Source organism: Escherichia sp. E2748, assembly GCF_005781125.1.
Taxonomy (GTDB): domain Bacteria; phylum Pseudomonadota; class Gammaproteobacteria; order Enterobacterales; family Enterobacteriaceae; genus Escherichia.
The window spans coordinates 1-25,711 of sequence record NZ_VATP01000012.1 but is presented as its reverse complement, the minus strand read 5'-3'; the positions used below and the strand labels follow the sequence as shown (position 1 = coordinate 25,711).

The following is a 25,711-nucleotide window of genomic DNA, read 5'->3' as shown; positions in this document are numbered from 1 at the left end:
AAATCAGCAAATCGTAACTATTTAACGCGCGAAAAAAGCACCATCGATTCCAGATGCCCCGTGTGTGGGAACATATCCAGCATCGCCAGTCGCGCAATGGTATATCCTGCTTTTAATAACGCCTCGCTATCCCGAGCCAGCGTCGCAGGGTTACAGGATACATAAACTATACGAATGGGTTCCAGTTTTATAATTTGCTGCATGACGCCAGCAGCACCTGCTCGCGCCGGGTCCAGCAACACTTTGTCAAAGCCGTTTTTAGCCCACGGTTGCTTTGTGACATCATCTTCAAGATTCTCATGATAAAACGTCACATTTTGTAAACCATTAAGTCGCGCATTTTCCTGACCTTTCTCCACCAGCGCCGCAACACCTTCTACCCCTACCACGCTAGCCGCTCGTGTCGCTAATGGCAGTGTGAAATTGCCCATACCGCAGAACAGATCAAGCACGCTGTCTTCAGCCTGCACATCCAACCACTCCAGCGCGCGAGCCACCATTTTCTGGTTCACACCCGCGTTGACCTGAATAAAATCACGCGGGCTAAAAGTTAAACGCAACCCATTTGAGTCATACCAGGGCATCTCGCCAGAGACGGTTTCGAGTATCTCACTATCGGGAGCGAGAAACAGATCCAGGCCTTCAGAATGCGAAAAGCGTTCCAGTTTTTCACGATCAGCCGAACTTAGCGGTGCGGTATGGCGTAAAATCATCAGCGTGCCGCTGGTTGCCTGCACCAGTTCAACGTGACCAAGATGGCGCATGGCTTGTAAGCTGGTCAGGCATGCCCTGACTTTGGGCAGCAATGCTTCAAGTTGGGGCGCTAAAATGGGGCATTGCTTAACATCGACAATGTCACTGGAACCCGCTTTGCGAAATCCCATCTGTAATTGTTGTGTTTTCGGCTGATAGTTCAGGCTTAAGCGCGCGCGGCGACGGTACCCCCAGGGAACATCGGCGATCACTTCAGAGACGTCGTGCTTCATTAACCGGGCGAGCGCCGCACTTTTGCTTCGCTGCTGTAGTTCGATGCTGGCGTGTTGTTGCTGACAGCCGCCGCATACGCCAAAATGAGGGCAGCGTGGCGTTTCGCGTTCCGGGCTGTCGCTTAGCCTGCGCACGACTTTAGCGCGGGAATACTGTTTTTTATCTTCAGTAACAGTAACTTCCGCGTCTTCCTGCGGCAATAGCCCGGGGATAAATAACGCTTTTCCGTTATGTCGTGCCACGCCCTGACCAAAAGAGTCGAGGTCGTTGACTGAAACGGTTATGATCTGACGCGTCGTCACGCGTCGTTTTGCAGAGTAGAATTGCGCCATTGGCGAGACTTTCTCAATTTAACAGTGTGACCTTAATTGTCCCATAACGGAACTCCATGACCAACTACAGCCTGCGCGCACGCATGATGATTCTGATCCTGGCGCCGACCGTCCTTATTGGTTTATTGCTCAGTATCTTTTTCGTCGTGCATCGCTATAACGACTTGCAGCGTCAACTGGAAGATGCCGGTGCCAGCATTATTGAGCCGCTTGCAGTTTCTACTGAATATGGCATGAGCCTGCAAAATCGCGAATCTATCGGTCAGTTGATAAGCGTTTTGCATCGTCGCCATTCTGATATTGTTCGCGCCATTTCAGTTTACGATGAAAATAACCGACTCTTTGTCACCTCCAATTTTCATCTCGACCCTTCAGCAATGCAGCTCGGTAGTAACGTGCCATTTCCGCGCCAGCTCACTGTCACACGTGATGGCGATATTATGATTTTGCGTACGCCGATTATCTCCGAGAGTTATTCTCCCGACGAATCGCCCATTAGCGATGCCAAAAATAGTCAGAATATGCTGGGGTATATTGCCCTTGAGCTGGACCTTAAATCGGTGCGCTTACAGCAATATAAAGAGATTTTTATTTCCAGCGTGATGATGCTGTTCTGTATTGGTATTGCGCTTATTTTTGGCTGGCGACTCATGCGCGATGTAACCGGCCCGATTCGCAACATGGTGAATACTGTCGACCGCATCCGCCGAGGACAACTCGACAGCCGGGTGGAAGGATTTATGCTCGGCGAGTTGGATATGCTGAAAAACGGCATCAACTCGATGGCAATGTCTCTGGCGGCTTATCACGAAGAGATGCAGCACAATATCGACCAGGCGACGTCCGATCTGCGTGAAACGCTGGAGCAGATGGAAATTCAGAACGTTGAGTTGGACCTGGCGAAAAAGCGCGCCCAGGAAGCGGCGCGTATTAAGTCCGAGTTTCTGGCGAACATGTCACATGAGCTGCGTACACCGCTGAATGGGGTTATTGGCTTTACCCGCCTGACGCTGAAAACAGAATTAACGCCAACGCAGCGCGATCACCTGAACACGATTGAACGCTCGGCAAATAATTTGCTGGCAATTATTAATGATGTTCTCGACTTCTCGAAACTGGAAGCGGACAAGCTGATTCTGGAAAGTATTCCGTTCCCGCTGCGCAGCACGCTGGATGAAGTGGTTACTCTTCTGGCGCATTCTTCTCACGATAAAGGGCTGGAATTGACGCTCAATATTAAGAGCGACGTGCCAGATAACGTGATAGGCGATCCGCTGCGTTTACAGCAAATCATCACTAACCTGGTAGGGAATGCGATTAAATTCACCGAGAATGGCAACATCGATATTCTGGTGGAAAAACGAGCGCTGAGTAATACCAAAGTTCAGATTGAAGTGCAGATCCGCGATACCGGTATTGGTATTCCTGAACGCGATCAATCGCGCCTGTTCCAGGCCTTCAGGCAGGCAGATGCCAGTATTTCACGCCGTCATGGCGGCACCGGGCTGGGGCTGGTAATTACGCAAAAACTGGTTAATGAGATGGGCGGAGATATCTCGTTCCATAGCCAGCCGAATCGTGGCTCAACCTTCTGGTTCCATATTAATCTCGATCTGAACCCGAATATTATTATTGAAGGACCATCCACCCAATGCCTCACAGGCAAACGCCTGGCTTATGTCGAACCGAACTCGGCAGCCGCGCAGTGCACGCTGGATATTTTAAGCGAAACACCGCTTGAGGTGGTCTACAGCCCAAGCTTCTCGGCACTCCCTCCCGCGCATTACGACATGATGTTGTTAGGGATTGCGGTGACTTTCCGCGAACCGCTAACGATGCAACATGAGCGGTTAGCGAAAGCGGTGTCGATGACCGATTTTCTGATGCTCGCCCTTCCGTGCCATGCACAGGTCAATGCCGAAAAACTCAAGCAAGATGGTATCGGCGCGTGTCTGCTGAAACCCCTGACGCCTACACGTCTGTTACCTGTACTGACCGAGTTTTGCCATCAAACACAAAATACGCTGTTGCCTGTCACCGACGAAAGTAAGCTGGTAATGACGGTTATGGCTGTTGATGATAACCCCGCCAACCTGAAACTTATCGGCGCATTGCTGGAGGACATGGTTCAGCATGTGGAGTTGTGCGATAGCGGACATCAGGCGGTTGAACGAGCAAAACAGATGCCGTTCGATTTAATCTTAATGGATATTCAAATGCCGGACATGGACGGCATTCGTGCATGCGAACTTATCCACCAGCTTCCGCACCAGCAACAAACGCCAGTCATCGCGGTGACTGCACATGCGATGGCTGGGCAAAAAGAGAAATTACTTGGCGCGGGGATGAGCGATTATCTGGCGAAACCGATAGAAGAAGAGCGATTGCATAATTTGCTGCTGCGCTACAAACCCGGCAGCGGCATTTCTTCCCGCGTTGTGACGCCAGAAGTGAACGAAATTGTGGTGAACCAGAATGCGACTCTGGACTGGCAACTGGCGCTACGCCAGGCCGCTGGCAAAACCGATCTGGCGCGCGATATGCTGCAAATGTTGCTCGATTTCCTGCCAGAAGTTCGCAACAAAGTTGAGGAACAACTGGTTGGGGAAAACCCGGAAGGCCTGGTTGATTTGATTCATAAACTGCATGGCAGTTGCGGCTATAGCGGTGTGCCGCGTATGAAGAATCTCTGTCAACTTATCGAACAACAGCTACGAAGCGGTACTAAAGAAGAAGATTTGGAGCCGGAGCTACTGGAATTGTTGGACGAGATGGATAATGTGGCACGCGAAGCCAGTAAAATTCTTGGGTAATAAATATTTTATCGAGTAAAAATCGGCTTCTTATGAAGCCGGTTTCAGAATGGTAACAAGGTGCCTGTGTTTATGCCGGATGCGGCGAAAACGCCTTATCCGGCCTACGAAACCATTCAAATTCAATGAATTAAAAAAGTATGTAGGCCTGATAAGCGTAGCGCATCAGGCAATTTTGTGTTTGGCATCAGTCTCAAACCGGCTCCTGACAGAGCCGGTTTTTGTTTTCTGTCTTAACGCACCATACACGGACGTTTGTTATCGAACGTCCAGCCAGGAATCAGGTACTGCATCCCCATCGCATCATCACGCGCGCCAAGCCCGTATTTCTGATACAGCTCGTGGGCTTTCATCACCTGATCTATATCGATTTCTACACCCAGACCCGGTTTTTCCGGCACTTGTACCAAACCGCCTTTGATCTCAAAAGGCTCTTTAGTCAGGCGCTGATTACCTTCCTGCCAGATCCAGTGCGTATCAATCGCGGTGATTTTACCCGGTGCAGCTGCGGCAACATGGGTAAACATCGCCAGGGAAATATCGAAGTGGTTGTTAGAGTGTGAACCCCAGGTCAGGCCAAATTCATGGCACATTTGCGCCACACGTACCGAACCCTGCATCGTCCAGAAATGCGGGTCCGCCAGCGGGATATCAACAGATTGCAGGGAGAGCGTATGGCCCATCTGCCGCCAGTCGGTGGCGATCATATTGGTTGCAGTCGGCAGACCAGTCGCGCGACGGAACTCTGCCATCACCTCACGCCCGGAGAAACCTTGCTCCGCACCACACGGATCTTCTGCATAAGCCAGCGAACCTTTCAGGTATTTACCAATTTTAATCGCTTCGTTCAGCGACCAGGCACCGTTAGGATCGAGCGTAATACGTGCCTGCGGGAAGCGTTGCGCCAGTGCCACAATAGATTCGGCTTCATCTTCCCCGGCCAGTACACCGCCCTTCAGTTTGAAATCGTTGAAGCCATATTTTTCATACGCCGCTTCCGCCAGGCGCACCACCGCATCCGGCGTCATCGCTTCTTCGTGACGAAGACGATACCAGTCGCATTTGTCATCCGGCTGGCTTTGATACGGTAACGGTGTGGCTTTGCGATTGCCGACAAAGAACAGATAACCCAGCATTTCGACTTCGCTACGCTGTTGACCATCGCCCAGCAAGGATGCCACGTTAACTCCAAGGTGTTGCCCAAGCAGATCCAGCATTGCCGCTTCTATCCCGGTAACTACATGGATAGTGGTACGCAGATCAAAAGTCTGTAAACCACGCCCGCCAGAATCACGATCGGCAAAAGTATTACGCACCAGCGTCAGAACGTTTTTGTATTCACCCAGCGTTTTACCTACCACCAGCGGAATCGCATCTTCCAGCGTTTTACGGATTTTCTCGCCGCCGGGAATTTCCCCTACGCCGGTGTGACCAGAATTATCTTTGATGATCACAATATTACGCGTGAAGAACGGTGCGTGTGCGCCACTCAGATTCATAAGCATACTGTCATAACCCGCCACCGGGATGACCTGCATTTCAGTAACAACAGGCGTCGTAAATTGAGAATTCATATTTATATCCTTATTCAAAATCAATGACGGCCGAAAACGGGACGTTTACGGTCAAAGGTCCAGCCGGGGATCAGGTACTGCATCGGACCCGCGTCGTTACGCGCGCCGCCAGGCAGACGTTTATAGGCTTCGTGCGCCTTTTGTACCTGTTCCCAGTCCAGTTCCACGCCCAGGCCGGGCGCATCAGGAACGACTATTTTTCCGTTTTTAATCTCCAGCGGATTTTTCGTCAGGCGGCAATCGCCCTCTTGCCAAATCCAGTGGGTATCAATTGCGGTAGGATTACCCGGAGCCGCCGCGCCCACATGGGTAAACATCGCAAGAGAGATATCGAAGTGGTTGTTGGAATGACAGCCCCAGGTCAGCCCCCAGTCGTCGCAAAGCTGTGCCACGCGGACTGCACCGGAAAGCGTCCAGAAGTGCGGATCGGCAAGTGGAATATCTACCGCATTGAGCATCACCGCATGACCCATTTCACGCCAGTTGGTGGCGATCATGTTGGTCGCGACGGGCAAGCCGGTCGCCCGCCGAAACTCCGCCATCACTTCACGACCGGAGAACCCCTGCTCAGCGCCGCACGGGTCTTCCGCATAGGTCAGCACATCATTCAGGCCTTTACACAAAGAAATGGCTTCATCAAGCAGCCAGGCACCGTTGGGATCAACGGTAATCCGCGCATCAGGGAAGCGTTTCTTCAATGCACGAACGGTGTCGATTTCTTGCTCGCCGGGTAATACACCGCCTTTGAGTTTGAAATCTTTAAAGCCATAGCGATCCTGTGAGGCTTCCGCCAGACGCACAACGGCTTCGCTGTTCATCGCTTTCTGGTGGCGCAATTGATACCACTCATGGTTGCCTGGCGTACTGTCCAGATAAGGAAGATCGGTTTTAGTCCGATCACCGATATAAAACAGATAACCGAGGACGGTAATAGCATCGCGTTGCTTGCCTGGGCCAAGCAGTTCACAGACCGGAACATTCAGCGCCTTACCTAACAGGTCAAGCAAAGCGGCTTCCAGCGCCGCCACGGCGTTAACGCGCAATTCAAAGGTCCAGGCACCTTTGCCGAAGGTATCAAAATCGGCGGCCTGATTACCTTTATGCACCCGCTGGACCACTTTATTCAGTCGCGCGACTTCCTGGCCCAGAACCATCGGAATAGCATCGACAAGCGTTTGATAAATCACCTCTCCGCCCGGTGCTTCACCAATGCCGGTATGTCCGGCATTATCGGTGAGTACCACAATGTTGCGGGTGAAATATGCGTTATGTGCACCACCAATATTGAGCAACATGCTGTCATGTCCGGCGACCGGAATGACTTTCATATCAGTAATGACTGGACTGGATTGTGTCGTCATCTTATTGCCCCGCGACAGGTTTCAGCTCAATACGTTTAATATCGCCCACCAGCACCAGGTAGCTCAGCACCGCAATTAAGGCATGAACCCCGACATAAATCAGCGCCCCATTAAAGGAGCCAGTCGTGCCAACGATATAACCAATTGCGATTGGCGTGACGATACCGGAAATGTTACCGAACATATTGAACAGGCCGCCGGAAAGACCGCTAATCTCTTTCGGCGCAGTATCTGCCATTACCGCCCAACCCAGCGCCCCGATGCCTTTACCGAAGAAGGCCAACGCCATGAAACCGATGATCATCCACTCAACATCGACGTAGTTACAGAACACCATCACCATCGACAGCAACATGCCCATCACGATCGGTGTTTTACGCGCAATGTTCAGCGAGCCCGTGCGGCGCATCAGCCAGTCGGAAATAATCCCCCCCAGCACGCCGCCGATAAAACCGCAAACAGCAGGAACGGAAGCCACAAAGCCCGCTTTCAGAATCGACATCCCGCGCGCCTGCACCAGATAAACCGGGAACCAGGTAATAAAGAAGTAAGTCAGGGCGTTGATACAATACTGACCGATATAAACACCGATCATCATCCGCGAACCGAGCAGCTGTTTGATCTGCCCCCACTTCACGCTGAACGGCACTTTAACTTTGGTGTTTTGCTGATCCATATTGATCAGCGCGCCGCCAGCGGCGATGTACTCCAGCTCTTTCTGATTTACGCCCGGATGTTGATTTGGCTCGTGGATGACTTTCAGCCAGAAAAAACTGATGACAATGCCCAGACCGCCCATAAAGAAGAAGACGTGTGACCAACCCACTTCATGAGTCAGCCAGCCCATAATCGGCGCGAAGATCACCGTTGCGAAGTATTGGGCGGAGTTAAAAATCGACACCGCCGTTCCCCTTTCCTGCGCCGGGAACCAGGCTGCCACGATTCGGCTGTTGCCGGGAAAAGAAGGTGCTTCGGCAAGCCCTACCAGGAAGCGGAGAGTAAACAAGGCAACGATAATGCCGAATCCACTAAAGATATCGACGAAACCTTGCAGCAAGGTAAACATCGACCAGATAAAGATTGACCAGAAGTAGACGCGTTTTGAACCAAAGCGATCCAGCAACCAGCCGCCAGGGATCTGCCCAATAACATAAGCCCATGAGAAAGCAGAGAACACATAGCCCATACCCACTGGATCAAGACCGATATCTTTGGCCATTTCCGAACCGGCGATCGAGAGCGTAGCGCGATCGCCGTAGTTGAAAGATGTGACGATAAACAGCATCACCACTATCCAGTAACGAGCATTCGTGCGTTTTTCCACACTGCTCGCAGCCTGACTTAAAGAACTCATTGTTGCACTCCTGAAAATTCGCGTTAGCCACGCTCACTCTGGACTGCGACATCGCCAGGAAATCAGAGGTGACGTAGGGTGTTTTTGCCGTTTTTATAGGTCGTTCGCCGAATGCGGCGCGTGTTTTATATCTGGCAATAGCAGTATAAAAAGCGCGCCATAGCGGCTCACCGTGCAACAACACAACATTAATGCGTTCAATGAGGCTCGATTTTGGCATTAGCCCTGGACGGTGGAATCCACTTCACGGAAATGAAAACAAGAACAAGAAAGGAAGGGTTAAATCGGAGAAATAAAGAAGAGTATGAAATGGATCGCTTGACTCCAGGCAAACGCCAGTAAAAATCCGCGCTAAGAAGCAGTTTTTACAGGCATTTGCCTGAAAAGACTCGATTCAGCACCGCTAAAACGGTATTTTGCCGATCGCTGAACAAATCAGGGCAACAGCGTCCCCCACTGCTCAACCCACGGATTGGATTCCGTTTCTGGTTCCGGGGTTTCACTGGCATCGATCAGCAGCATTTCCCCTACCCGCTGCGCGCTCTGTTCCTGTAACAAAGCATCAAACTGTTTGCCACCGTTGCAGAAATTCACATAACTACTGTCGCCGAGCGCAATCACGCCGTAACGCAGGTTCGGCTGGAAACCGAGGTTATCCTTTATGCCCAGAAAGAGTGGCACAATGCTGTCAGGAAGGTCGCCCTGCCCGGTGGTGGACGTAACTACCAGAACATACTTGTCCTGATAGGGTAACCAGTCGCTTAATTCTGGGTCTTCAAACACCGTTGCTTTGTGGCCCTGTGCGGTCAGAATCGCTTCCGCTTCTTCGGCCACTAGCAGTGAATTCCCGTACATGGTGCCTACAAAAATACCAATTTCCGCCATACCGTTTTCTCCCTGGATTAGGAACTTATCTCATCATCCTGACCCGATGGCGCGCTGAACTCAACCCTTTCATTTTCAGGAAGCAGACCGCGCCAGCCAAATTGTGATAATGCCCGCATCCAGGTGTCGTCCAGACCGGCGTGGATAGTCAGCGGCTCGCCAGTAAAAGGATGCGTCAATGACAACTGACTGGCGTGCAACATCAACCGCTGGAGGCCAAAATGTTCAGCTGCGCTGCGATTCTGGCGCAAATCGCCATGTTTGCTGTCGCCAATAATCGGATGGCGCAAATGGGCGAGATGGCGACGAAGCTGATGTTTGCGTCCGGTTTTCGGCTCCAGTTCCACCAGACCGTAGCGTGTCGTCGGGTAACGCCCGGTCGCGACTGGCATTTCAACCGTCGCCAGACCGCGATAATGCGTCACTGCTGGCTGCGGGCCTTTATCTTCGCGGGCATACTTATCGGCGATTTTATCCAGTTCTTCCACCAGCGGATAATCCAGCACCGCTTCTTCCATCAGCCAGCCACGCACAATCGCATGGTAACGTTTCTGGATTTGGTGCTGTTCAAACTGTTGCGCTAACAGCCGTCCGGCCTCGCTGGATAATCCCATCAGCAATACGCCGGAAGTCGGTCGGTCCAGCCGATGCGCGGTAAACACGTGCTGACTAATCTGGTCACGTACGGTTTGCATGACCACCACTTTTTCGTCGCGATCCAGCCAGCTGCGGTGAACCAGCCAGCCAGACGGTTTGTTAACCGCAACCAGCCATTCATCCTGGTAGAGTATTTCCAGCATCAGTTTGTATCATCCGCAAAAAGCGCATCCAGTTTTTCCAGCTCCGCCAGAATAAGCGCGCGCTGGGGGTGGTCCGTCGCCAGCGCCATTTCATAATACGGCGCCACGGCGAAAGCCCCTGGCAATGGCTGATTATTATCTAAGAGATCGTGCATTCGTGGGATCAGTACCCATTGCAACCATTCCAGTGGCTCCATCGTATCCATAAAGAAAGGTTGGGTACTGTTGAATTGATGCGGCTGCGGTCCATCGCTCCGCCAGTGCTGATGTTCACGCAGTAATGTTTCAAGCGCCTGCAACTGAAGACGAACGCGGTCATGAGTGGTCATAAAACAACCTCAAGAAGAAAAAACTGCCGCGAAGGATAGCAGGAATAAAAAAAGGGAGCACTGTATTCACAGTGCTCCCGGTTCGTTTCGCAGCATTCCAGCTACTTTTGTTGCTCCCTGCTCATCCTTGACAACTTTTCCTGTGGTCTTGCGACCAATCGTTCATCCTGAACTAATGCTTCCTGCTCACACCACCCCGATGTGATACTTCATCCTGAAGTGTCCCTGGCCATCCTGACCCACCGAATCATCCTGACCGGTTCTCATTCTCCGTCCTGGAGGTGTCCTTTAACGCATCCAGCGTTTTCCTCTTCGCTTCATCCAGAAGCCTTTCCCTGAAGCACCATCCTGGCGTGTCCTTTAGAAGTGTCATCATCCTGATGTTCACTTCGTTGTCTGACTCCCTGTCGACGAAGATAGAATCGTCTTTTTCGCTGAGTCTTACAAGGCGCTTACAGACAATGCCTTAAGGAAAATTTCATATGAAAGTTAAGAATCTTTCTTCAATGCATTGATTTAAAATAGAAATATCGATTCTTATCTTTTTAAGTATTCACTTACTTCCTGGCGATCTCCTACAGGGTCTGTAAGAGATCTCTCACAACTAGACGGGGTATTTGGATTACAGAAGAGGCTTAAGCTGCATAAGGAATTCCGCAAGATTTGAGGCTAAATGCATACGATTCCGCGTCCCCAGCGTCTCTTTGCATACTTCGCCAGAGAGATTACACACCGAAATCACTTCCAACTCTTCTTCCAGTGTGGCGATAAATAACGTGGGGGGCAGTTTCAGACGTTTCTGGGTAACCAGATGTCCAATCAGGTTTTCCTGCACCCGGCGGAAGTCATCTTCGCTCCAGGTTTGCAGTAATGTCAGTTTGATATCGCCAAACTGCGCATGCATATCCCCGGCAAACTGGGTCGTATAGAAGGTATGAATTGCGGGTTGTATCACAATATCAAACGCACGCTCAACCGCGTTTACATTTTGCTCACCGCTAAACGGCTGCGGTTGCCAGAACACAGCATCATTAGTGGTTGAAATAATGCACGGTGAAGGAACGCCATACAGCTCCTCGCTTAACGGCCAACTATTGTGCTGTTCGTGCCATGCATCACAGTAACGCGTGGTAAAATCTCTCAAGGCTTGTGCGGTCAATTCGTCCACTAATTTCTCTCTTCACTTAAACCAGATACACTTGTCGTTTAGTTTATCTGGTTTATGACGGTGAAACATGTCTTCTTATGCAAACCATCAGGCACTTGCGGGCCTGACTCTTGGAAAATCAACCGATTACCGGGATACCTATGACGCCAGCCTGCTACAAGGCGTTCCACGTAGTTTGAATCGCGATCCGCTGGGCCTGAAAGCAGATAATCTGCCTTTTCACGGTACGGATATCTGGACGCTATATGAACTTTCCTGGCTGAATGCGAAAGGTTTGCCGCAGGTTGCCGTGGGTCATGTTGAACTTGATTACACCAGCGTAAATCTCATTGAGTCGAAGAGTTTTAAGCTCTATCTCAACAGCTTTAACCAGACACGCTTTAACAATTGGGATGAAGTGCGCCAGACGCTGGATCGCGACTTAAGCACTTGCGCCCAGGGTAACGTTAGCGTGGCGTTATATCGTCTTGATGAACTGGAAGGTCAGCCGGTGGGGCATTTCAATGGCACCTGCATTGATGACCAGGATATCGCTATCGATAACTATGAATTCACCACTGACTATCTTGAGAATGCCACCAGCGGCGAGAAAGTGGTGGAAGAAACACTCGTTAGCCACCTGCTGAAATCAAACTGCCTGATTACTCATCAACCAGACTGGGGATCTATCCAGATTCAGTATCGTGGACGCAAGATTGACAGGGAAAAACTGCTGCGTTATCTGGTTTCTTTCCGTCATCATAACGAGTTCCATGAACAGTGCGTAGAGCGCATTTTTAATGACCTGTTACGCTTCTGCCAGCCAGAGAAATTAAGCGTTTACGCACGTTATACCCGTCGTGGCGGTCTGGACATTAACCCATGGCGCAGTAACTGTGATTTTGTCCCATCGACAACCCGTCTGGCACGGCAATAAAATTTTTCTCAATTTTGCGGGCTGGATTCACGCATAAGGTTGTGAAAGGTCATCAGGCAGGGCTATTGTAATCAAAGGGAATGACGATAATCGTCCCATAAGGAGTTTTTCTTGATTACACATATTAGCCCGCTTGGCTCCATGGATATGTTGTCGCAGTTGGAAGTGGACATGCTTAAACGCACCGCCAGCAGCGACCTCTATCAACTATTTCGCAACTGTTCACTCGCTGTTCTGAACTCCGGTAGCCTCACCGATAACAGCAAAGAATTGCTGTCCCGTTTTGAAAATTTCGACATTAACGTGCTACGCCGTGAACGCGGCGTTAAGTTAGAACTGATCAATCCCCCGGAAGAAGCTTTTGTCGATGGGCGTATCATTCGCGCCTTGCAGGCCAACTTGTTTGCCGTTCTGCGCGACATTCTCTTCGTCTATGGGCAAATCCATAACACCGTTCGTTTTCCAAATCTGAATCTCGACAACTCTGTTCATATTACCAACCTGGTCTTTTCTATCTTGCGCAATGCTCGCGCGCTGCACGTGGGCGAAGCGCCCAATATGGTGGTGTGCTGGGGCGGTCACTCCATCAACGAAAACGAGTATTTGTATGCCCGTCGCGTTGGTAATCAGTTGGGCCTGCGTGAGTTAAATATCTGCACTGGCTGTGGCCCAGGCGCGATGGAAGCGCCGATGAAAGGCGCAGCGGTTGGACACGCCCAACAGCGTTACAAAGACAGCCGTTTTATTGGTATGACTGAACCATCGATTATCGCTGCTGAACCGCCTAACCCGCTGGTTAACGAGCTGATCATCATGCCGGATATCGAAAAACGTCTGGAAGCGTTTGTCCGTATCGCCCACGGCATCATTATCTTCCCTGGCGGTGTGGGTACAGCGGAAGAGCTACTGTATTTGCTGGGAATTTTAATGAATCCGGCCAACAAAGATCAGGTCTTGCCATTGATCCTCACCGGCCCGAAAGAGAGTGCTGATTACTTCCGCGTACTGGACGAGTTTGTCGTGCATACGTTGGGAGAAAACGCGCGCCGCCATTATCGCATCATCATTGATGACGCTGCAGAAGTAGCCCGTCAGATGAAAAAAGCGATGGCGCAGGTGAAAGAAAACCGTCGCGATAAGGGCGATGCCTACAGCTTTAACTGGTCAATGCGTATTACGCCAGATTTGCAAATGCCGTTTGAGCCGTCTCACGAGAATATGGCTAATCTGAAGCTTTACCCGGATCAGCCCGTTGAAGTGCTGGCTGCCGACCTGCGTCGTGCATTTTCTGGCATTGTAGCCGGTAACGTAAAAGAAGTCGGCATTCGCGCCATTGAAGAGTTTGGGCCATACAAAATCAACGGTGATAAAGAGATCATGCGCCGTATGGACGACCTGCTTCAGGGGTTTGTTGCCCAACATCGTATGAAATTACCTGGCTCTGCCTACATCCCTTGCTACGAAATCTGCACCTAATCCTCCCTTCCCCGGTAACGTTTGTTGCCGGGTTTTTCTCTTTTTTTGGTCGCTCACTAATCAATCTATTTCATTTGTTATATGAATGTTTAAGCGCGTCATCATGTCATTAATATCACCACCTGTAATATGTCATACAATTTATGTTGCAACGCAAACGTTTCCCTTCATTTGAAGACCGCATTTTATCTCCGCAAAAAAGAAAATCTTGTAATCATTAACTAAAAGTATTGATTTTTGCAGTTCAACCTACATATATTGCGCGCCCCGGAAGAGGCCAGATGTCGTTAATCTGCCAAATATTGCCCTTAAATTCTCTTTTACTTTTGATTTACAGAGTAAAGCATTGGGATTATCTATCTTCCAAGTAGATTATTGTATTTGAGATCAAGATCACTGATAGATACATAACTTGTGTGTATCTTTCCGCCCTCAAATTATTACGGCGGAAAATGATTAAGCCATCGCCGATAGACAGATTTCATTTTTACGGCCAGGCACCTTCCCGGGCTGAACTGGCTAAAAGCTGAATTATTTGCATTCCTCCAGGAGAAATAGATGGAAACGACTCAAACCAGCACGATTGCGTCGAAAGACTCTCGCAGTGCCTGGCGCAAGACAGATACCATGTGGATGCTGGGCCTTTACGGCACGGCGATCGGCGCGGGCGTGCTGTTCCTGCCAATCAACGCCGGTGTTGGCGGTATGATCCCGCTGATCATCATGGCTATCCTTGCGTTCCCGATGACGTACTTTGCGCATCGTGGCCTGACTCGCTTCGTGCTGTCTGGCAAAAACCCAGGCGAAGACATCACCGAGGTAGTAGAAGAACACTTTGGTATTGGCGCAGGTAAACTGATTACCCTGCTTTACTTCTTCGCTATCTACCCGATTCTGCTGGTTTACAGCGTGGCAATCACCAACACGGTTGAAAGCTTCATGTCTCACCAGCTGGGTATGACGCCACCGCCGCGTGCGATTCTGTCACTGATCCTGATCGTGGGTATGATGACCATCGTTCGCTTCGGTGAGCAGATGATCGTTAAAGCGATGAGTATTCTGGTATTCCCGTTTGTTGGCGTACTGATGCTGCTGGCTCTGTACCTGATCCCGCAGTGGAACGGCGCAGCACTGGAAACTCTGTCTCTGGACACTGCATCGGCAACCGGAAACGGTCTGTGGATGACCCTGTGGCTGGCAATTCCGGTAATGGTGTTCTCGTTCAACCACTCTCCGATCATCTCTTCTTTCGCCGTTGCGAAGCGTGAAGAGTACGGCGATATGGCAGAACAGAAATGCTCGAAGATCCTGGCATTCGCTCACATCATGATGGTGCTGACCGTAATGTTCTTCGTATTCAGCTGCGTACTGAGCCTGACTCCGGCAGACCTGGCTGCGGCTAAAGAGCAGAACATCTCGATTCTGTCTTACCTGGCTAACCACTTTAACGCGCCGATCATCGCGTGGATGGCTCCGATTATCGCGATTATCGCTATCACCAAATCCTTCCTGGGCCACTACCTGGGCGCACGTGAAGGCTTCAACGGTATGGTGATCAAATCACTGCGTGGTAAAGGTAAGTCTATCGAAATCAACAAGCTGAACCGTATCACTGCGCTGTTCATGCTGGTAACGACCTGGATTGTTGCCACCCTGAACCCGAGCATCCTGGGTATGATTGAAACCCTGGGCGGCCCAATCATCGCGATGATCCTGTTCCTGATGCCGATGTACGCCATTCAGAAAGTACCGGCAATGCGTAAATACAGCGGTCACATCAGCAACGTATTCGTTGTCGTGATGGGTCTGATTGCAATCTCCGCAATCTTCTACTCTCTGTTCAGCTAAGTCCTTTCGCGCCGCTTTCGGGCGGCGCTTCCTCCGTTTTAACGCGATGTATTTCCTATGATTAGCGTATTCGATATTTTCAAAATCGGCATTGGCCCTTCCAGTTCTCATACCGTTGGACCAATGAAAGCGGGTAAACAATTTACCGACGATCTGATTGCCCGTAACCTGCTTAAAGACGTGACCCGCGTGGTGGTTGACGTCTATGGTTCGCTCTCTCTGACCGGCAAAGGGCACCACACTGATATCGCCATTATTATGGGCCTGGCAGGGAACCTGCCGGATACCGTGGATATCGATTCTATCCCTGGTTTTATTCAGGATGTGAATACTCACGGTCGCCTGATGCTGGCAAACGGTCAGCACGAAGTCGAGTTTCCGGTTGATGAATGCATGAACTTCCATGCCGATAACCTTTCTCTGCATGAGAACGGCATGCGCATTACCGCGCTGGCGGGCGATAAAGTTGTTTACAGCCAGACGTATTACTCCATCGGCGGCGGCTTTATCGTTGATGAAGAGCATTTTGGCCAGCAGGATAGCGCACCGGTTGAAGTTCCGTATCCTTACAGTTCAGCAGCCGACCTGCAAAAACATTGCCAGGAAACCGGGCTGTCACTCTCTGGTCTGATGATGAAAAACGAGCTGGCGCTGCACAGCAAAGAAGAGCTGGAACAGCACCTGGCGAACGTCTGGGAAGTGATGCGTGGCGGTATTGAACGCGGTATTTCCACCGAAGGTGTGCTGCCGGGCAAACTGCGTGTTCCACGTCGCGCCGCGGCACTGCGCCGGATGCTGGTCAGCCAGGATAAAACCACCACTGACCCGATGGCGGTTGTTGACTGGATCAACATGTTCGCACTGGCAGTGAACGAAGAGAACGCTGCGGGCGGTCGTGTGGTGACTGCGCCGACTAACGGTGCGTGCGGGATTATCCCGGCAGTGCTGGCGTACTACGACAAGTTTATCCGCGAAGTGAACGCTAACTCACTGGCTCGTTACCTGCTGGTAGCCAGCGCCATTGGTTCTCTTTATAAGATGAACGCGTCGATTTCTGGTGCCGAAGTGGGTTGCCAGGGTGAAGTTGGCGTGGCGTGCTCAATGGCGGCGGCGGGTCTGGCAGAACTGTTAGGCGCAAGCCCGGCGCAGGTGTGCATCGCGGCGGAAATCGCTATGGAGCATAACCTCGGCCTGACGTGTGACCCGGTTGCTGGACAGGTTCAGGTACCATGCATTGAGCGTAACGCCATTGCGGCAGTGAAAGCGGTGAACGCCGCGCGTATGGCACTGCGCCGTACCAGCGAACCGCGCGTCTGCCTCGATAAAGTTATCGAAACCATGTACGAAACAGGTAAAGACATGAACGCCAAGTACCGCGAAACATCTCGCGGCGGCCTGGCAATGAAGATCGTTGCCTGCGATTAATCGCTCTCCAGAGGCCTCGTTTTGCGAGGCCTCACATTGTTGATAATGTACCTGTTGTTTATGTCGGATGCGGCGTAAACACCTTATCCGACCTATAAAACAGCGCAAATTCAATAGATTGCGATTCTTTTGTAGGCATGATAAGCGCAGCGCATCAGGCAATTTGGCGTTGTCATCAATATCAGATCTCGTTTTGCGAGCCCTCTTCCTGTTTTCTCATCCAGCCGTAGCCTGTTCCGGCATCGAATGTTACCCTTATCGCCTGATCTTTAAGGGGGTTATCGTGGCTGTTCATTTGCTTATTGTCGATGCACTGAATCTTATTCGTCGCATTCATGCCGTGCAGGGTTCACCCTGCGTGGAAACCTGTCAGCACGCCCTTGATCAACTTATTATGCACAGCCAGCCGACCCACGCCGTCGCCGTTTTTGATGATGAAAACCGCAGTAGCGGCTGGCGTCATCAGCGCCTGCCAGATTACAAAGCGGGTCGCCCGCCAATGCCGGAAGAGTTGCACAACGAGATGCCCGCGTTACGTGCAGCCTTTGAGCAACGCGGTGTCCCGTGCTGGTCAGCCAGCGGCAACGAAGCCGATGACTTAGCCGCCACGCTGGCGGTCAAAGTGACCCAGGCGGGGCATCAGGCAACCATCGTTTCGACAGATAAAGGCTACTGTCAGCTACTTTCACCTACATTACGTATTCGCGATTACTTCCAGAAACGCTGGCTGGATGCACCGTTTATCGATAAAGAATTTGGCGTTCAACCGCAGCAATTGCCCGATTACTGGGGGCTGGCGGGGATCAGTAGTTCAAAGGTGCCAGGCGTTGCGGGAATTGGGCCCAAAAGCGCCACGCAGTTGCTGGTCGAGTTTCAGAGTCTGGAAGGCGTATATGAGAATCTGGATGCGGTTGCCGAAAAGTGGCGCAAGAAATTAGAAGCCCATAAAGAGATGGCGTTCCTGTGCCGTGATATCGCCCGCTTACAGACTGATTTGCATATCGACGGCAATTTACAGCAGCTAAGACTTAAACGCTGATAAACCAATGCCGGGAGCAGACAGTTATAGCTTCCGGCACACGGAGTCAGCGATTAGCGCTCGTCGCGACGACCACCTACCGCAGCCCAGATGCGACGGACATGCACCGTCACTTCTTCGCGATCGTGATACAACTGACGCGCCTGAATCTGGGCGTTAATGCCATGTTCATCAAGCTGTGCCTGAATGTACGCCAGATTGTGTGATACTTCTTCGTAGCGTTTTTTCATCGGCAATTTAAGGTTGAAGATAGTTTCACGACACCAGCCATTAACCAGCCACTGCGCCATCAAAGCCGCGACCTTCGCCGGTTTTTCCACCATGTCACACACCATCCACGAGATATTGCTACGTGTCGGGCGGAATTTAAAACCATCTTCCCGCAGCCACGTTACTTGTCCGGTATCCATCAGACTTTGCGCCATCGGGCCGTTGTCGACGGAATAAACCCACATGTTGCGCTTCACCAGTTGGTAGGTCCAGCCGCCCGGGCAAGCGCCCAAATCCACCGCCCACATCCCGTTCGCCAGGCGTTCATCCCATTCATCCGCAGGAATAAACACATGAAATGCCTCTTCCAGCTTGAGCGTGGAACGACTTGGCGCATCTGCCGGAAACTTCAGGCGCGGAATGCCCATATAGAACGGCGAGTTATTATTGCTGTAGGAGTAGCCGGTATAACAGCAGCCTGGCGCGATAAAGAACACATGCACCACTGGACGCTTCGGCGTTTCATAGCTCGCCAGGACGCCCGCATCACGCAAGGCAGCCCGTAACGGTACAGTAAATTTGCGGCAGAATTTCAGTAACTCTTTACTTTCGTTGGTGTCCGCGACTTCAACACGCAGTTCGCCACCCTTCTCTACCACCCCCTGCAACATGCCAACTATTGGCGTAATGCGGTCTTCCTGCGGCAAATGCTGGAGCAGTTCCCCCACCACAAACCACTGGCGGGCAAAAATTAATGAACTAAATGGCAGTTCACGGATTAACTTATCGCCATCTTCCGCTTGATAACATTCATAAATCACATAACCCGCATTCTCTTTTACACGGGCAAAACCGAATATTTCCCGCTGCCCGGCTTTATCGGTAATTTCTGCGGCGCACTCTTTTTCAAAGCCCGGACGGCACAACAATACAACTTTATTCATGACTTACGCCCTTGCGCTTTAAACGGATAGCACCAACTAACATTAACGCCCAGCCCGCGAGAAAACTCACACCGCCGACCGGAGTGACAAACGCCCACAAACGCAGATGAGACAGCGCCAGGCAATAAAGGCTGCCACTGAACAGCACCGTACCTAGCGCCAGAAAGACGCTACTCCAGTAAAACCAGATACTGATGCGACGTTGCATTGCCACCGCCAGACCTAAAATTGCCAGCGTATGAAATGCCTGGTATTCGAGGCCGGTCTGGATCCAGCCCATTTCAACGGCGCCCATGGTTTTACTTAAAACATGCGCACCAAAAGCACCCAGAGCGACAAAAATGAAGCCGCTAATGGCGGCGAAAATCAGCATAAAACGGCTGGTCATGGTCGTACCCTACATAAATTATTGTTCATAACGAAAGCGGAATTTTTCTTGTTCAGCAGCGGCTTTCGCCAGGATCCATTGGCGAAAGGCGGCTATTTTACCCAGTTCTGCCTGGCTGTCATGACATACCAGATAAAAAGCATTTTTACTGACCAATACGTCATTAAACGGGCAAACAAGGCGTCCGGCCTCGATTTCAGATTGCGCCATCACGTTATTTGCCAGCGCCACACCCTGCCCGTGAATAGCTGCTTGTAGCACCATGGCGCTATGGCTGAAGATAGGCCCTTGCTGAACGTTAATATGGGTCAGCCCCAACTGGCGGGTATATGTCTGCCAGTCTCGCCGGGATGCATCGTGTAATAACGTATGTTTAGCCAGATCTTCCGGCGTCTTCAAGGATTTCTCACCGGTTAATAGTAAAGGCGAACACACTGGCAACAGGTATTCGGCGTAAAGCTTTTCCACCCGCAGCCCCGGCCAGTTGCCTCGGCCATAAAATATCGCCACATCGACATCATCCGCCAGTTTATCTTCCTGTCGGTCGACCGCCTGGATTCGAACGTCGATTCCCGGATAAGCTGAATTAAAGCTGGAAAGTCGCGGTACCAGCCAGTGGATGGCAAAACTGGGGAGTAAGCTAACCGTCAATGCCCCTTTGGCGCTACGGGCCTGGAGTTTACGCGTCGCTTCGGTTAATTGCGAAAATATCTCTTTGATATCGAGAAAATAGCTTTGCCCTTCCTCGGTCAATAGAAGTGAACGATTACGGCGGCGGAACAGTTTTAGCCCCAAAAAATCCTCAAGGGACTTGATTTGATGACTTACTGCGGCCTGGGTCACAAAAAGCTCTTCTGCTGCACGCGTGAAGCTTAAATGGCGGGCTGCGGCATCAAAAACTCGTAAGGCATTTAGCGGTGGTAATCGTTTAGACATGGCTTTTAAACTTTGATGTTAAATGAATTTAACAATTAGATCACACTGTGTAACCTATTAGTTTTTTTAATCTGAGCCATTATAAATTGTCCGTTGAGCTTCTACCAGCAAATACCTATAGTGGCGGCACTTCCTGAGCCGGAACGAAAAGTTTTATCGGAATGCGTGTTCTGGTGAACTTTTGGCTTACGGTTGTGATGTTGTGTTGTTGTGTTTGCAATTGGTCTGCGATTCAGACCATGGTAGCAAAGCTACCTTTTTTCACTTCCTGTACATTTACCCTGTCTGTCCATAGTGATTAATGTAGCACCGCCTAATTGCGGTGCTTTTTTTTACCTTGCGATCGCGAATTACTGATCCAGTTCGACCATCTCTTTCACGTCGGTACGGTTGATCTGCTGTTTGTTGCCATTAGCGTCTTTATAAGAAATCATACCGGTTTCATCATCCGTCATCGGTTTGCCGTCAGCAACAATGGTGCGCCCATCGTTGGTGTGCATGACATAATTTGAACCGGAGCAGGCGCTAAGGGCAAAAGTCAGCATACAGGCAGAGATAATTGCGGCGGTCTTTTTCATCTTCTTCTCCTTAAAGCGATTATTAGCTCGCAATGAAAATCAATTAACAGGCTAAAATTTGCACCTGACACTATTCAGCATATGTCACTGCTGCGGTTTCGCCTGGATATCCAGACAATTCCGATGGTTAGCACTCACCTTGTATCAAAGTGAATTTTGCGTCACGATCGGCGAATCAAGCCGAGGAGTCTCATGAACGTTTTTAATCCCGCGCAATTTCGCGCCCAGTTTCCCGCGCTACAGGATGCGGGCGTTTATCTCGATAGTGCAGCGACCGCACTCAAACCCGAAGCTGTGGTTGAAGCAACCCGGCAGTTCTATAGCCTGAGCGCCGGAAACGTCCATCGCAGCCAGTTTGCCGAAGCCCAACGCCTGACCGCACGTTATGAAGCTGCACGGGAAAAAGTAGCGCAATTGCTAAATGCACCGGATGATAAAACTATCGTCTGGACGCGCGGCACCACCGAATCCATCAACATGGTGGCACAATGCTATGCCCGTCCGCGTCTGCAACCGGGCGATGAGATTATTGTCAGCGTGGCAGAGCATCACGCTAACCTCGTTCCCTGGCTAATGGTTGCCCAACAAACCGGAGCCAAAGTGGTGAAACTGCCGCTTAATGCGCAACGGTTGCCGGATGTCGATTTATTGCCGGAGTTAATTACTCCCCGTAGTCGAATTCTGGCGTTGGGCCAGATGTCGAACGTCACTGGCGGTTGCCCGGATCTGGCGCGAGCGATTACCTTTGCTCATTCAGCCGGGATGGTGGTGATGGTTGATGGTGCTCAGGGCGCAGTGCATTTCCCTGCCGATGTTCAGCAACTGGATATCGATTTCTATGCTTTCTCTGGTCACAAACTGTATGGCCCGACGGGTATCGGCGTGCTTTACGGCAAACCAGAACTGCTGGAAGCGATGTCGCCCTGGCTGGGCGGCGGCAAAATGATTCACGAAGTGAGTTTTGACGGCTTCACTACTCAATCCGCGCCGTGGAAACTGGAAGCCGGAACGCCAAATGTCGCTGGTGTCATAGGATTAAGCGCGGCGCTGGAATGGCTGGCCGATTATGATATCGACCAGGCAGAAAGCTGGAGCCGTAGCCTGGCGACGCTTGCAGAAGACGCTCTGGCAAAACGTCCAGGCTTTCGTTCATTCCGCTGTCAGGACTCCAGCCTGCTGGCCTTTGATTTCGCGGGTGTTCATCACAGCGATATGGTGACGCTACTGGCGGAATATGGTATTGCCCTGCGCGCCGGGCAGCACTGTGCTCAACCGCTGTTGGCAGAATTAGGCGTAACCGGCACCCTGCGCGCCTCTTTTGCGCCATATAATACAAAGAGTGATGTGGATGCGCTGGTGAATGCCGTTGACCGCGCGCTGGAATTATTGGTGGATTAATGACGAACCCGCAATTCGCCGGACATCCGTTCGGCACAACCGTTACCGTAGAGACGTTACGCGATACTTTCGCGCCATTGACGCAATGGGAAGACAAATATCGCCAGCTGATTATGTTGGGGAAACAGCTGCCTGCGTTGCCAGACGAATTAAAAGCACAGGCCAAAGAAATTGCCGGATGTGAAAACCGCGTCTGGCTTGGATATAACGTCGCAGAAAACGGCAGGATGCATTTCTTTGGTGATAGCGAAGGGCGCATTGTGCGCGGCCTGCTGGCCGTATTGCTGACTGCCGTTGAGGGCAAAACTGCCGCCGAGTTACAAGCACTGTCGCCGCTGGCATTGTTTGATGAGCTGGGATTGCGTGCGCAACTTAGCGCCTCTCGCAGTCAGGGGTTGAATGCGTTAAGCGAGGCAATTCTCGCCGCGGCGAAACAACCTTGATGTTACACAGTTTCTGGTCGGATAAGACACACCAGACGTCGCATCCGACCTAATGTTTACCCCTGACGCGCCGCTTTCGCCATCATCTTCTTCAGCGCATGAGAAACCGCAACAAACCCAAAGGTGGCGGTTACCATCGTCGCAGCGCCAAATCCAGATGCGCAATCCATCCGCTTTGGCCCTTCCGCCGTGGCTTTCATTGCACAAACCGTGCCGTCTGACTGCGGGTACACCAGTGCTTCGGTAGAGAACACGCAATCCACGCCGAGCTTACCTTTACTGTTTTTCACCACGCCGAAATCGCTTTTCAGGCGCTCGCGCAGCTTCGCCGCCAGCGGATCCTGAATCGTCTTCGCCAGATCGGTAACCTGAATCTGCGTCGGATCAATCTGCCCACCAGCGCCACCGGTCGTGACCAGCGGGATTTTATTGCGCCGACAATAAGCAATCAGCGCCGCTTTGGGTCGCACGCTATCAATGGCATCAATTACATACGAATAACCTGCACTCATGTATTGCGCTACGTTATCCGGCGTCACGAAGTCATCGACTACTGTTACACGGCACTCAGGGTTAATCTGGCGAATGCGCTCCGCCATCACTTCCGCTTTTGCCAGCCCGACGTTATCGCGCAGCGCGTGAATTTGCCGATTGGTATTGGTGACGCACACATCATCCATATCAATAAGCGTGATTGCGCCAATCCCCGTGCGCGCCAGCGCTTCCGCCGCCCAGGAACCGACACCACCGATACCCACCACACAAATATGCGCATCAGCGAACAGTTGCAACGCTTTTTCACCATACAGACGCGCTGTGCCACCAAAACGCTGACGCCATGCATCACTAATTACAACAGACATAGCACCTCAGAATTAAAAAGGGCGAGGTTATCCCTCACCCTAAACGCATAAATGCCTGATGCGCTACGCTTATCAGGCCTACATAACTCCTGCAATATATTGAATTTGCATGATTTGTAGGCCGGATAAGGCGTTCACGCCGCATCCGGCATGAACAACGCGCACTTAGTCAACAATCAGGATGTGAGGTTATTCCTCACCCTGCCTTATCCGTAAAAACGGCATACAGAATATCACATCAGCCGCTAAAGACGTTACCTGCGCCCGGGGCAGTTTTCAGCACCCAGACACGTCCATAGTGGTTGTACCAACCTGCGCGGTGTCCGGCTTCAGGTCCAATCCCCTGGTAGATATCGAAGTGTTGGCCTTTGATTGCACCACCGACATCTAACGCCACCATCAAACGCAGTTCGTACTGACCGTTAAATTTGCCGTTATTATCCAGCAGCGGCACTTCTGCCAGCAAGGTTGTACCTGGCGGGATAATGGAACGATCGGAGGCAACTGAAGCGCGACCAACCAGCGGCACCGCACTTGCCCCTTTCACCGGTGCAAAAGACTGCGGTTTAAAGAAGACGAAAGACGGGTTCTGTTCCAGCAGCTCGCGAACTTCGGCTTCACTGTGTGTTTCACCCCAGTGACGAATCGCCTGCATCGACATATCTTCTTTTTTCACTTCGCCACGATCGATCAACACCTTGCCAATACTGCGATAGGCATGACCATTCTTTCCGGCATAGCTGAAGAAGTTAAGCGGACTGCCATCACCAAAGTCGATATACCCACTACCCTGCACATCCATAATGAAGTTATCCATCAGAGAGTTGCTGTAAGCGAGGATGTATTTATCGCTCAATGCTCCCGCGTAGATCTCCGCGCGAGACGGCAAACGCCCACGTTTTGGCGGTATTCGATAAATAGGATACTGGAACTCGCCCTGACGAGTATGGCGCGCCTGAATCACCGGCGTGTAATAGCCCGTAAACTGTACGTTACCGTAATTATCCGTACCTTCCATCTGCCAGGCGTCAATGCCGAACTGGCGCATATTGCGGGTATCACCGCCTGCACGCAGCCACTCCTGCACGGCGTTATAAACGCTACTCTGGTTGCCATACAGACGCGGCGACGCGTTGCGGATATGGTTAATTTGTTCGGCAAAATCACCGGCGTTAATCGGCGCGCCAACAGCATCTGGTTGGTTCACCAGAGAGAAAGGCTGGGTAAATTTCCCGTCTTTATATTGCTGTCCGCGATCGGTTGGTTTGGAGGAGCAGGCGGCCAGTATCGTCACAACCGCGCCCATAAGAAGGTACTTTACCCAACGTCCTTTCATTGTTCTCTTCTTCAGGTTAAAAAATAAGGCGTTAATGAAGATAACAAACCGTCGCCTTTAATGAAATCCGTAGTATTCCCTGATGCAAATTTTGTACAAAAAATAGACTTCAATGCTTTGTTTTTGTTCAAAATCATGCCAAATCCGTGATCAGAGTAAAAAAAAGGTTGCATGAAAACGCGAGCGGAGTATAGTGCGCATCCACGGACGCGGGGTGGAGCAGCCTGGTAGCTCGTCGGGCTCATAACCCGAAGGTCGTCGGTTCAAATCCGGCCCCCGCAACCAATTAAAATTTGATGAAGTAATAG

22 protein-coding genes and 1 tRNA gene are annotated in these 25,711 nt (G+C 51.1%); 9 read left to right on the top strand and 14 right to left on the bottom strand.

Going from position 1 to position 25,711, the window contains the following annotated elements:
- Positions 1–17: 17 nt before the first annotated feature.
- The gene (rlmD, locus tag FEK42_RS11835) at positions 18–1,319 is read right to left on the bottom strand and encodes a 23S rRNA (uracil(1939)-C(5))-methyltransferase RlmD (RefSeq protein ID WP_130259345.1); all 1,302 of its coding nucleotides are present in this window, start codon (positions 1,317–1,319) and stop codon (positions 18–20) included.
- 56 nt (positions 1,320–1,375) lie between these two features.
- Between rlmD and barA the strand changes: the two genes are divergently transcribed.
- Positions 1,376–4,132, top strand: a complete 2,757-nt coding sequence (gene barA, locus FEK42_RS11830) for a two-component sensor histidine kinase BarA (RefSeq protein WP_135492939.1) — start codon at positions 1,376–1,378, stop codon at positions 4,130–4,132.
- A gap of 233 nt (positions 4,133–4,365) precedes the next feature.
- Here barA and gudD read toward each other — a convergent pair whose 3' ends face one another.
- The 7 genes from gudD to syd all read right to left on the bottom strand — a co-directional run bounded on the left by gudD (position 4,366) and on the right by syd (position 11,603).
- Positions 4,366–5,706 (bottom strand): glucarate dehydratase, encoded by a 1,341-nt coding sequence (gene gudD / locus FEK42_RS11825; protein WP_138211834.1) that lies wholly within the window; start codon positions 5,704–5,706, stop codon positions 4,366–4,368.
- Positions 5,707–5,726: 20 nt separating this feature from the next.
- On the bottom strand, positions 5,727–7,067 hold the full coding sequence (locus tag FEK42_RS11820) for an enolase C-terminal domain-like protein (RefSeq protein ID WP_135492940.1): 1,341 nt from the start codon (positions 7,065–7,067) through the stop codon (positions 5,727–5,729).
- Position 7,068: 1 nt separating this feature from the next.
- Complete coding sequence (gene gudP / locus FEK42_RS11815) at positions 7,069–8,421, bottom strand: galactarate/glucarate/glycerate transporter GudP (protein ID WP_135407692.1); 1,353 nt, start codon at positions 8,419–8,421, stop codon at positions 7,069–7,071.
- A gap of 435 nt (positions 8,422–8,856) precedes the next feature.
- Complete coding sequence (locus tag FEK42_RS11810; protein WP_130207688.1) at positions 8,857–9,306, bottom strand: flavodoxin; 450 nt, start codon at positions 9,304–9,306, stop codon at positions 8,857–8,859.
- Positions 9,307–9,323: 17 nt separating this feature from the next.
- The gene (gene truC / locus FEK42_RS11805) at positions 9,324–10,106 is read right to left on the bottom strand and encodes a tRNA pseudouridine(65) synthase TruC (RefSeq protein ID WP_135492941.1); all 783 of its coding nucleotides are present in this window, start codon (positions 10,104–10,106) and stop codon (positions 9,324–9,326) included.
- Positions 10,106–10,435, bottom strand: a complete 330-nt coding sequence (locus FEK42_RS11800; RefSeq protein ID WP_130259351.1) for a YqcC family protein — start codon at positions 10,433–10,435, stop codon at positions 10,106–10,108. Before FEK42_RS11800 ends, truC begins: the two co-directional genes overlap by 1 nt.
- A 622-nt stretch (positions 10,436–11,057) precedes the next feature.
- Positions 11,058–11,603 carry a SecY-interacting protein gene (gene syd / locus FEK42_RS11795; protein WP_130207694.1) on the bottom strand — a complete coding sequence of 182 codons (546 nt, stop codon included), beginning with the start codon at positions 11,601–11,603 and terminating at the stop codon, positions 11,058–11,060.
- Positions 11,604–11,670: 67 nt separating this feature from the next.
- Here syd and queF point away from each other — a divergent pair, with 67 nt between their 5' ends.
- The 5 genes from queF to xni all read left to right on the top strand — a co-directional run bounded on the left by queF (position 11,671) and on the right by xni (position 18,307).
- Positions 11,671–12,519 carry an NADPH-dependent 7-cyano-7-deazaguanine reductase QueF gene (queF, locus tag FEK42_RS11790; RefSeq protein ID WP_135492942.1) on the top strand — a complete coding sequence of 283 codons (849 nt, stop codon included), beginning with the start codon at positions 11,671–11,673 and terminating at the stop codon, positions 12,517–12,519.
- A gap of 111 nt (positions 12,520–12,630) precedes the next feature.
- Positions 12,631–13,995 carry a nucleotide 5'-monophosphate nucleosidase PpnN gene (gene ppnN, locus FEK42_RS11785; protein ID WP_135492943.1) on the top strand — a complete coding sequence of 455 codons (1,365 nt, stop codon included), beginning with the start codon at positions 12,631–12,633 and terminating at the stop codon, positions 13,993–13,995.
- A gap of 558 nt (positions 13,996–14,553) precedes the next feature.
- Positions 14,554–15,843, top strand: a complete 1,290-nt coding sequence (gene sdaC, locus FEK42_RS11780) for an HAAAP family serine/threonine permease SdaC (protein ID WP_064528228.1) — start codon at positions 14,554–14,556, stop codon at positions 15,841–15,843.
- 57 nt (positions 15,844–15,900) lie between these two features.
- The gene (gene sdaB / locus FEK42_RS11775; RefSeq protein ID WP_130207700.1) at positions 15,901–17,268 is read left to right on the top strand and encodes an L-serine ammonia-lyase II; all 1,368 of its coding nucleotides are present in this window, start codon (positions 15,901–15,903) and stop codon (positions 17,266–17,268) included.
- A 283-nt stretch (positions 17,269–17,551) separates the two neighbouring features.
- A complete protein-coding gene (gene xni / locus FEK42_RS11770; RefSeq protein ID WP_135492944.1) occupies positions 17,552–18,307 on the top strand; it encodes a flap endonuclease Xni in 756 nt (251 codons plus the stop codon).
- 53 nt (positions 18,308–18,360) lie between these two features.
- Here xni and rlmM read toward each other — a convergent pair whose 3' ends face one another.
- The 4 genes from rlmM to FEK42_RS11750 all read right to left on the bottom strand — a co-directional run bounded on the left by rlmM (position 18,361) and on the right by FEK42_RS11750 (position 21,363).
- Positions 18,361–19,461: a 23S rRNA (cytidine(2498)-2'-O)-methyltransferase RlmM gene (rlmM, locus tag FEK42_RS11765; protein ID WP_130214557.1), complete on the bottom strand. Its 1,101-nt coding sequence runs from the start codon at positions 19,459–19,461 to the stop codon at positions 18,361–18,363.
- Positions 19,454–19,849, bottom strand: a complete 396-nt coding sequence (locus tag FEK42_RS11760) for a DUF423 domain-containing protein (RefSeq protein WP_000203905.1) — start codon at positions 19,847–19,849, stop codon at positions 19,454–19,456. Before FEK42_RS11760 ends, rlmM begins: the two co-directional genes overlap by 8 nt.
- A gap of 18 nt (positions 19,850–19,867) precedes the next feature.
- Positions 19,868–20,785 carry a glycine cleavage system transcriptional regulator GcvA gene (gene gcvA / locus FEK42_RS11755; RefSeq protein WP_130207706.1) on the bottom strand — a complete coding sequence of 306 codons (918 nt, stop codon included), beginning with the start codon at positions 20,783–20,785 and terminating at the stop codon, positions 19,868–19,870.
- Between the two features lie 350 nt (positions 20,786–21,135).
- Positions 21,136–21,363, bottom strand: a complete 228-nt coding sequence (locus tag FEK42_RS11750; RefSeq protein ID WP_000750396.1) for a YgdI/YgdR family lipoprotein — start codon at positions 21,361–21,363, stop codon at positions 21,136–21,138.
- A gap of 192 nt (positions 21,364–21,555) precedes the next feature.
- Here FEK42_RS11750 and csdA point away from each other — a divergent pair, with 192 nt between their 5' ends.
- Together csdA and csdE are read left to right on the top strand one after the other, a co-directional pair.
- Positions 21,556–22,761 carry a cysteine desulfurase CsdA gene (gene csdA, locus FEK42_RS11745; protein ID WP_130214559.1) on the top strand — a complete coding sequence of 402 codons (1,206 nt, stop codon included), beginning with the start codon at positions 21,556–21,558 and terminating at the stop codon, positions 22,759–22,761.
- Positions 22,761–23,204 carry a cysteine desulfurase sulfur acceptor subunit CsdE gene (gene csdE, locus FEK42_RS11740; RefSeq protein WP_135492945.1) on the top strand — a complete coding sequence of 148 codons (444 nt, stop codon included), beginning with the start codon at positions 22,761–22,763 and terminating at the stop codon, positions 23,202–23,204. The genes csdA and csdE overlap by 1 nt, the downstream gene beginning before the upstream one ends.
- A 56-nt stretch (positions 23,205–23,260) precedes the next feature.
- Here the strand turns inward: csdE and tcdA are convergent, their stop codons facing one another.
- Both tcdA and mltA read right to left on the bottom strand, forming a co-directional pair.
- On the bottom strand, positions 23,261–24,067 hold the full coding sequence (tcdA, locus tag FEK42_RS11735; protein WP_000117724.1) for a tRNA cyclic N6-threonylcarbamoyladenosine(37) synthase TcdA: 807 nt from the start codon (positions 24,065–24,067) through the stop codon (positions 23,261–23,263).
- Positions 24,068–24,305: 238 nt separating this feature from the next.
- On the bottom strand, positions 24,306–25,403 hold the full coding sequence (gene mltA, locus FEK42_RS11730) for a murein transglycosylase A (protein ID WP_135492946.1): 1,098 nt from the start codon (positions 25,401–25,403) through the stop codon (positions 24,306–24,308).
- Positions 25,404–25,611: 208 nt separating this feature from the next.
- Here mltA and FEK42_RS11725 point away from each other — a divergent pair.
- A tRNA-Met gene (locus tag FEK42_RS11725) sits at positions 25,612–25,688 on the top strand.
- Positions 25,689–25,711: the final 23 nt, after the last annotated feature.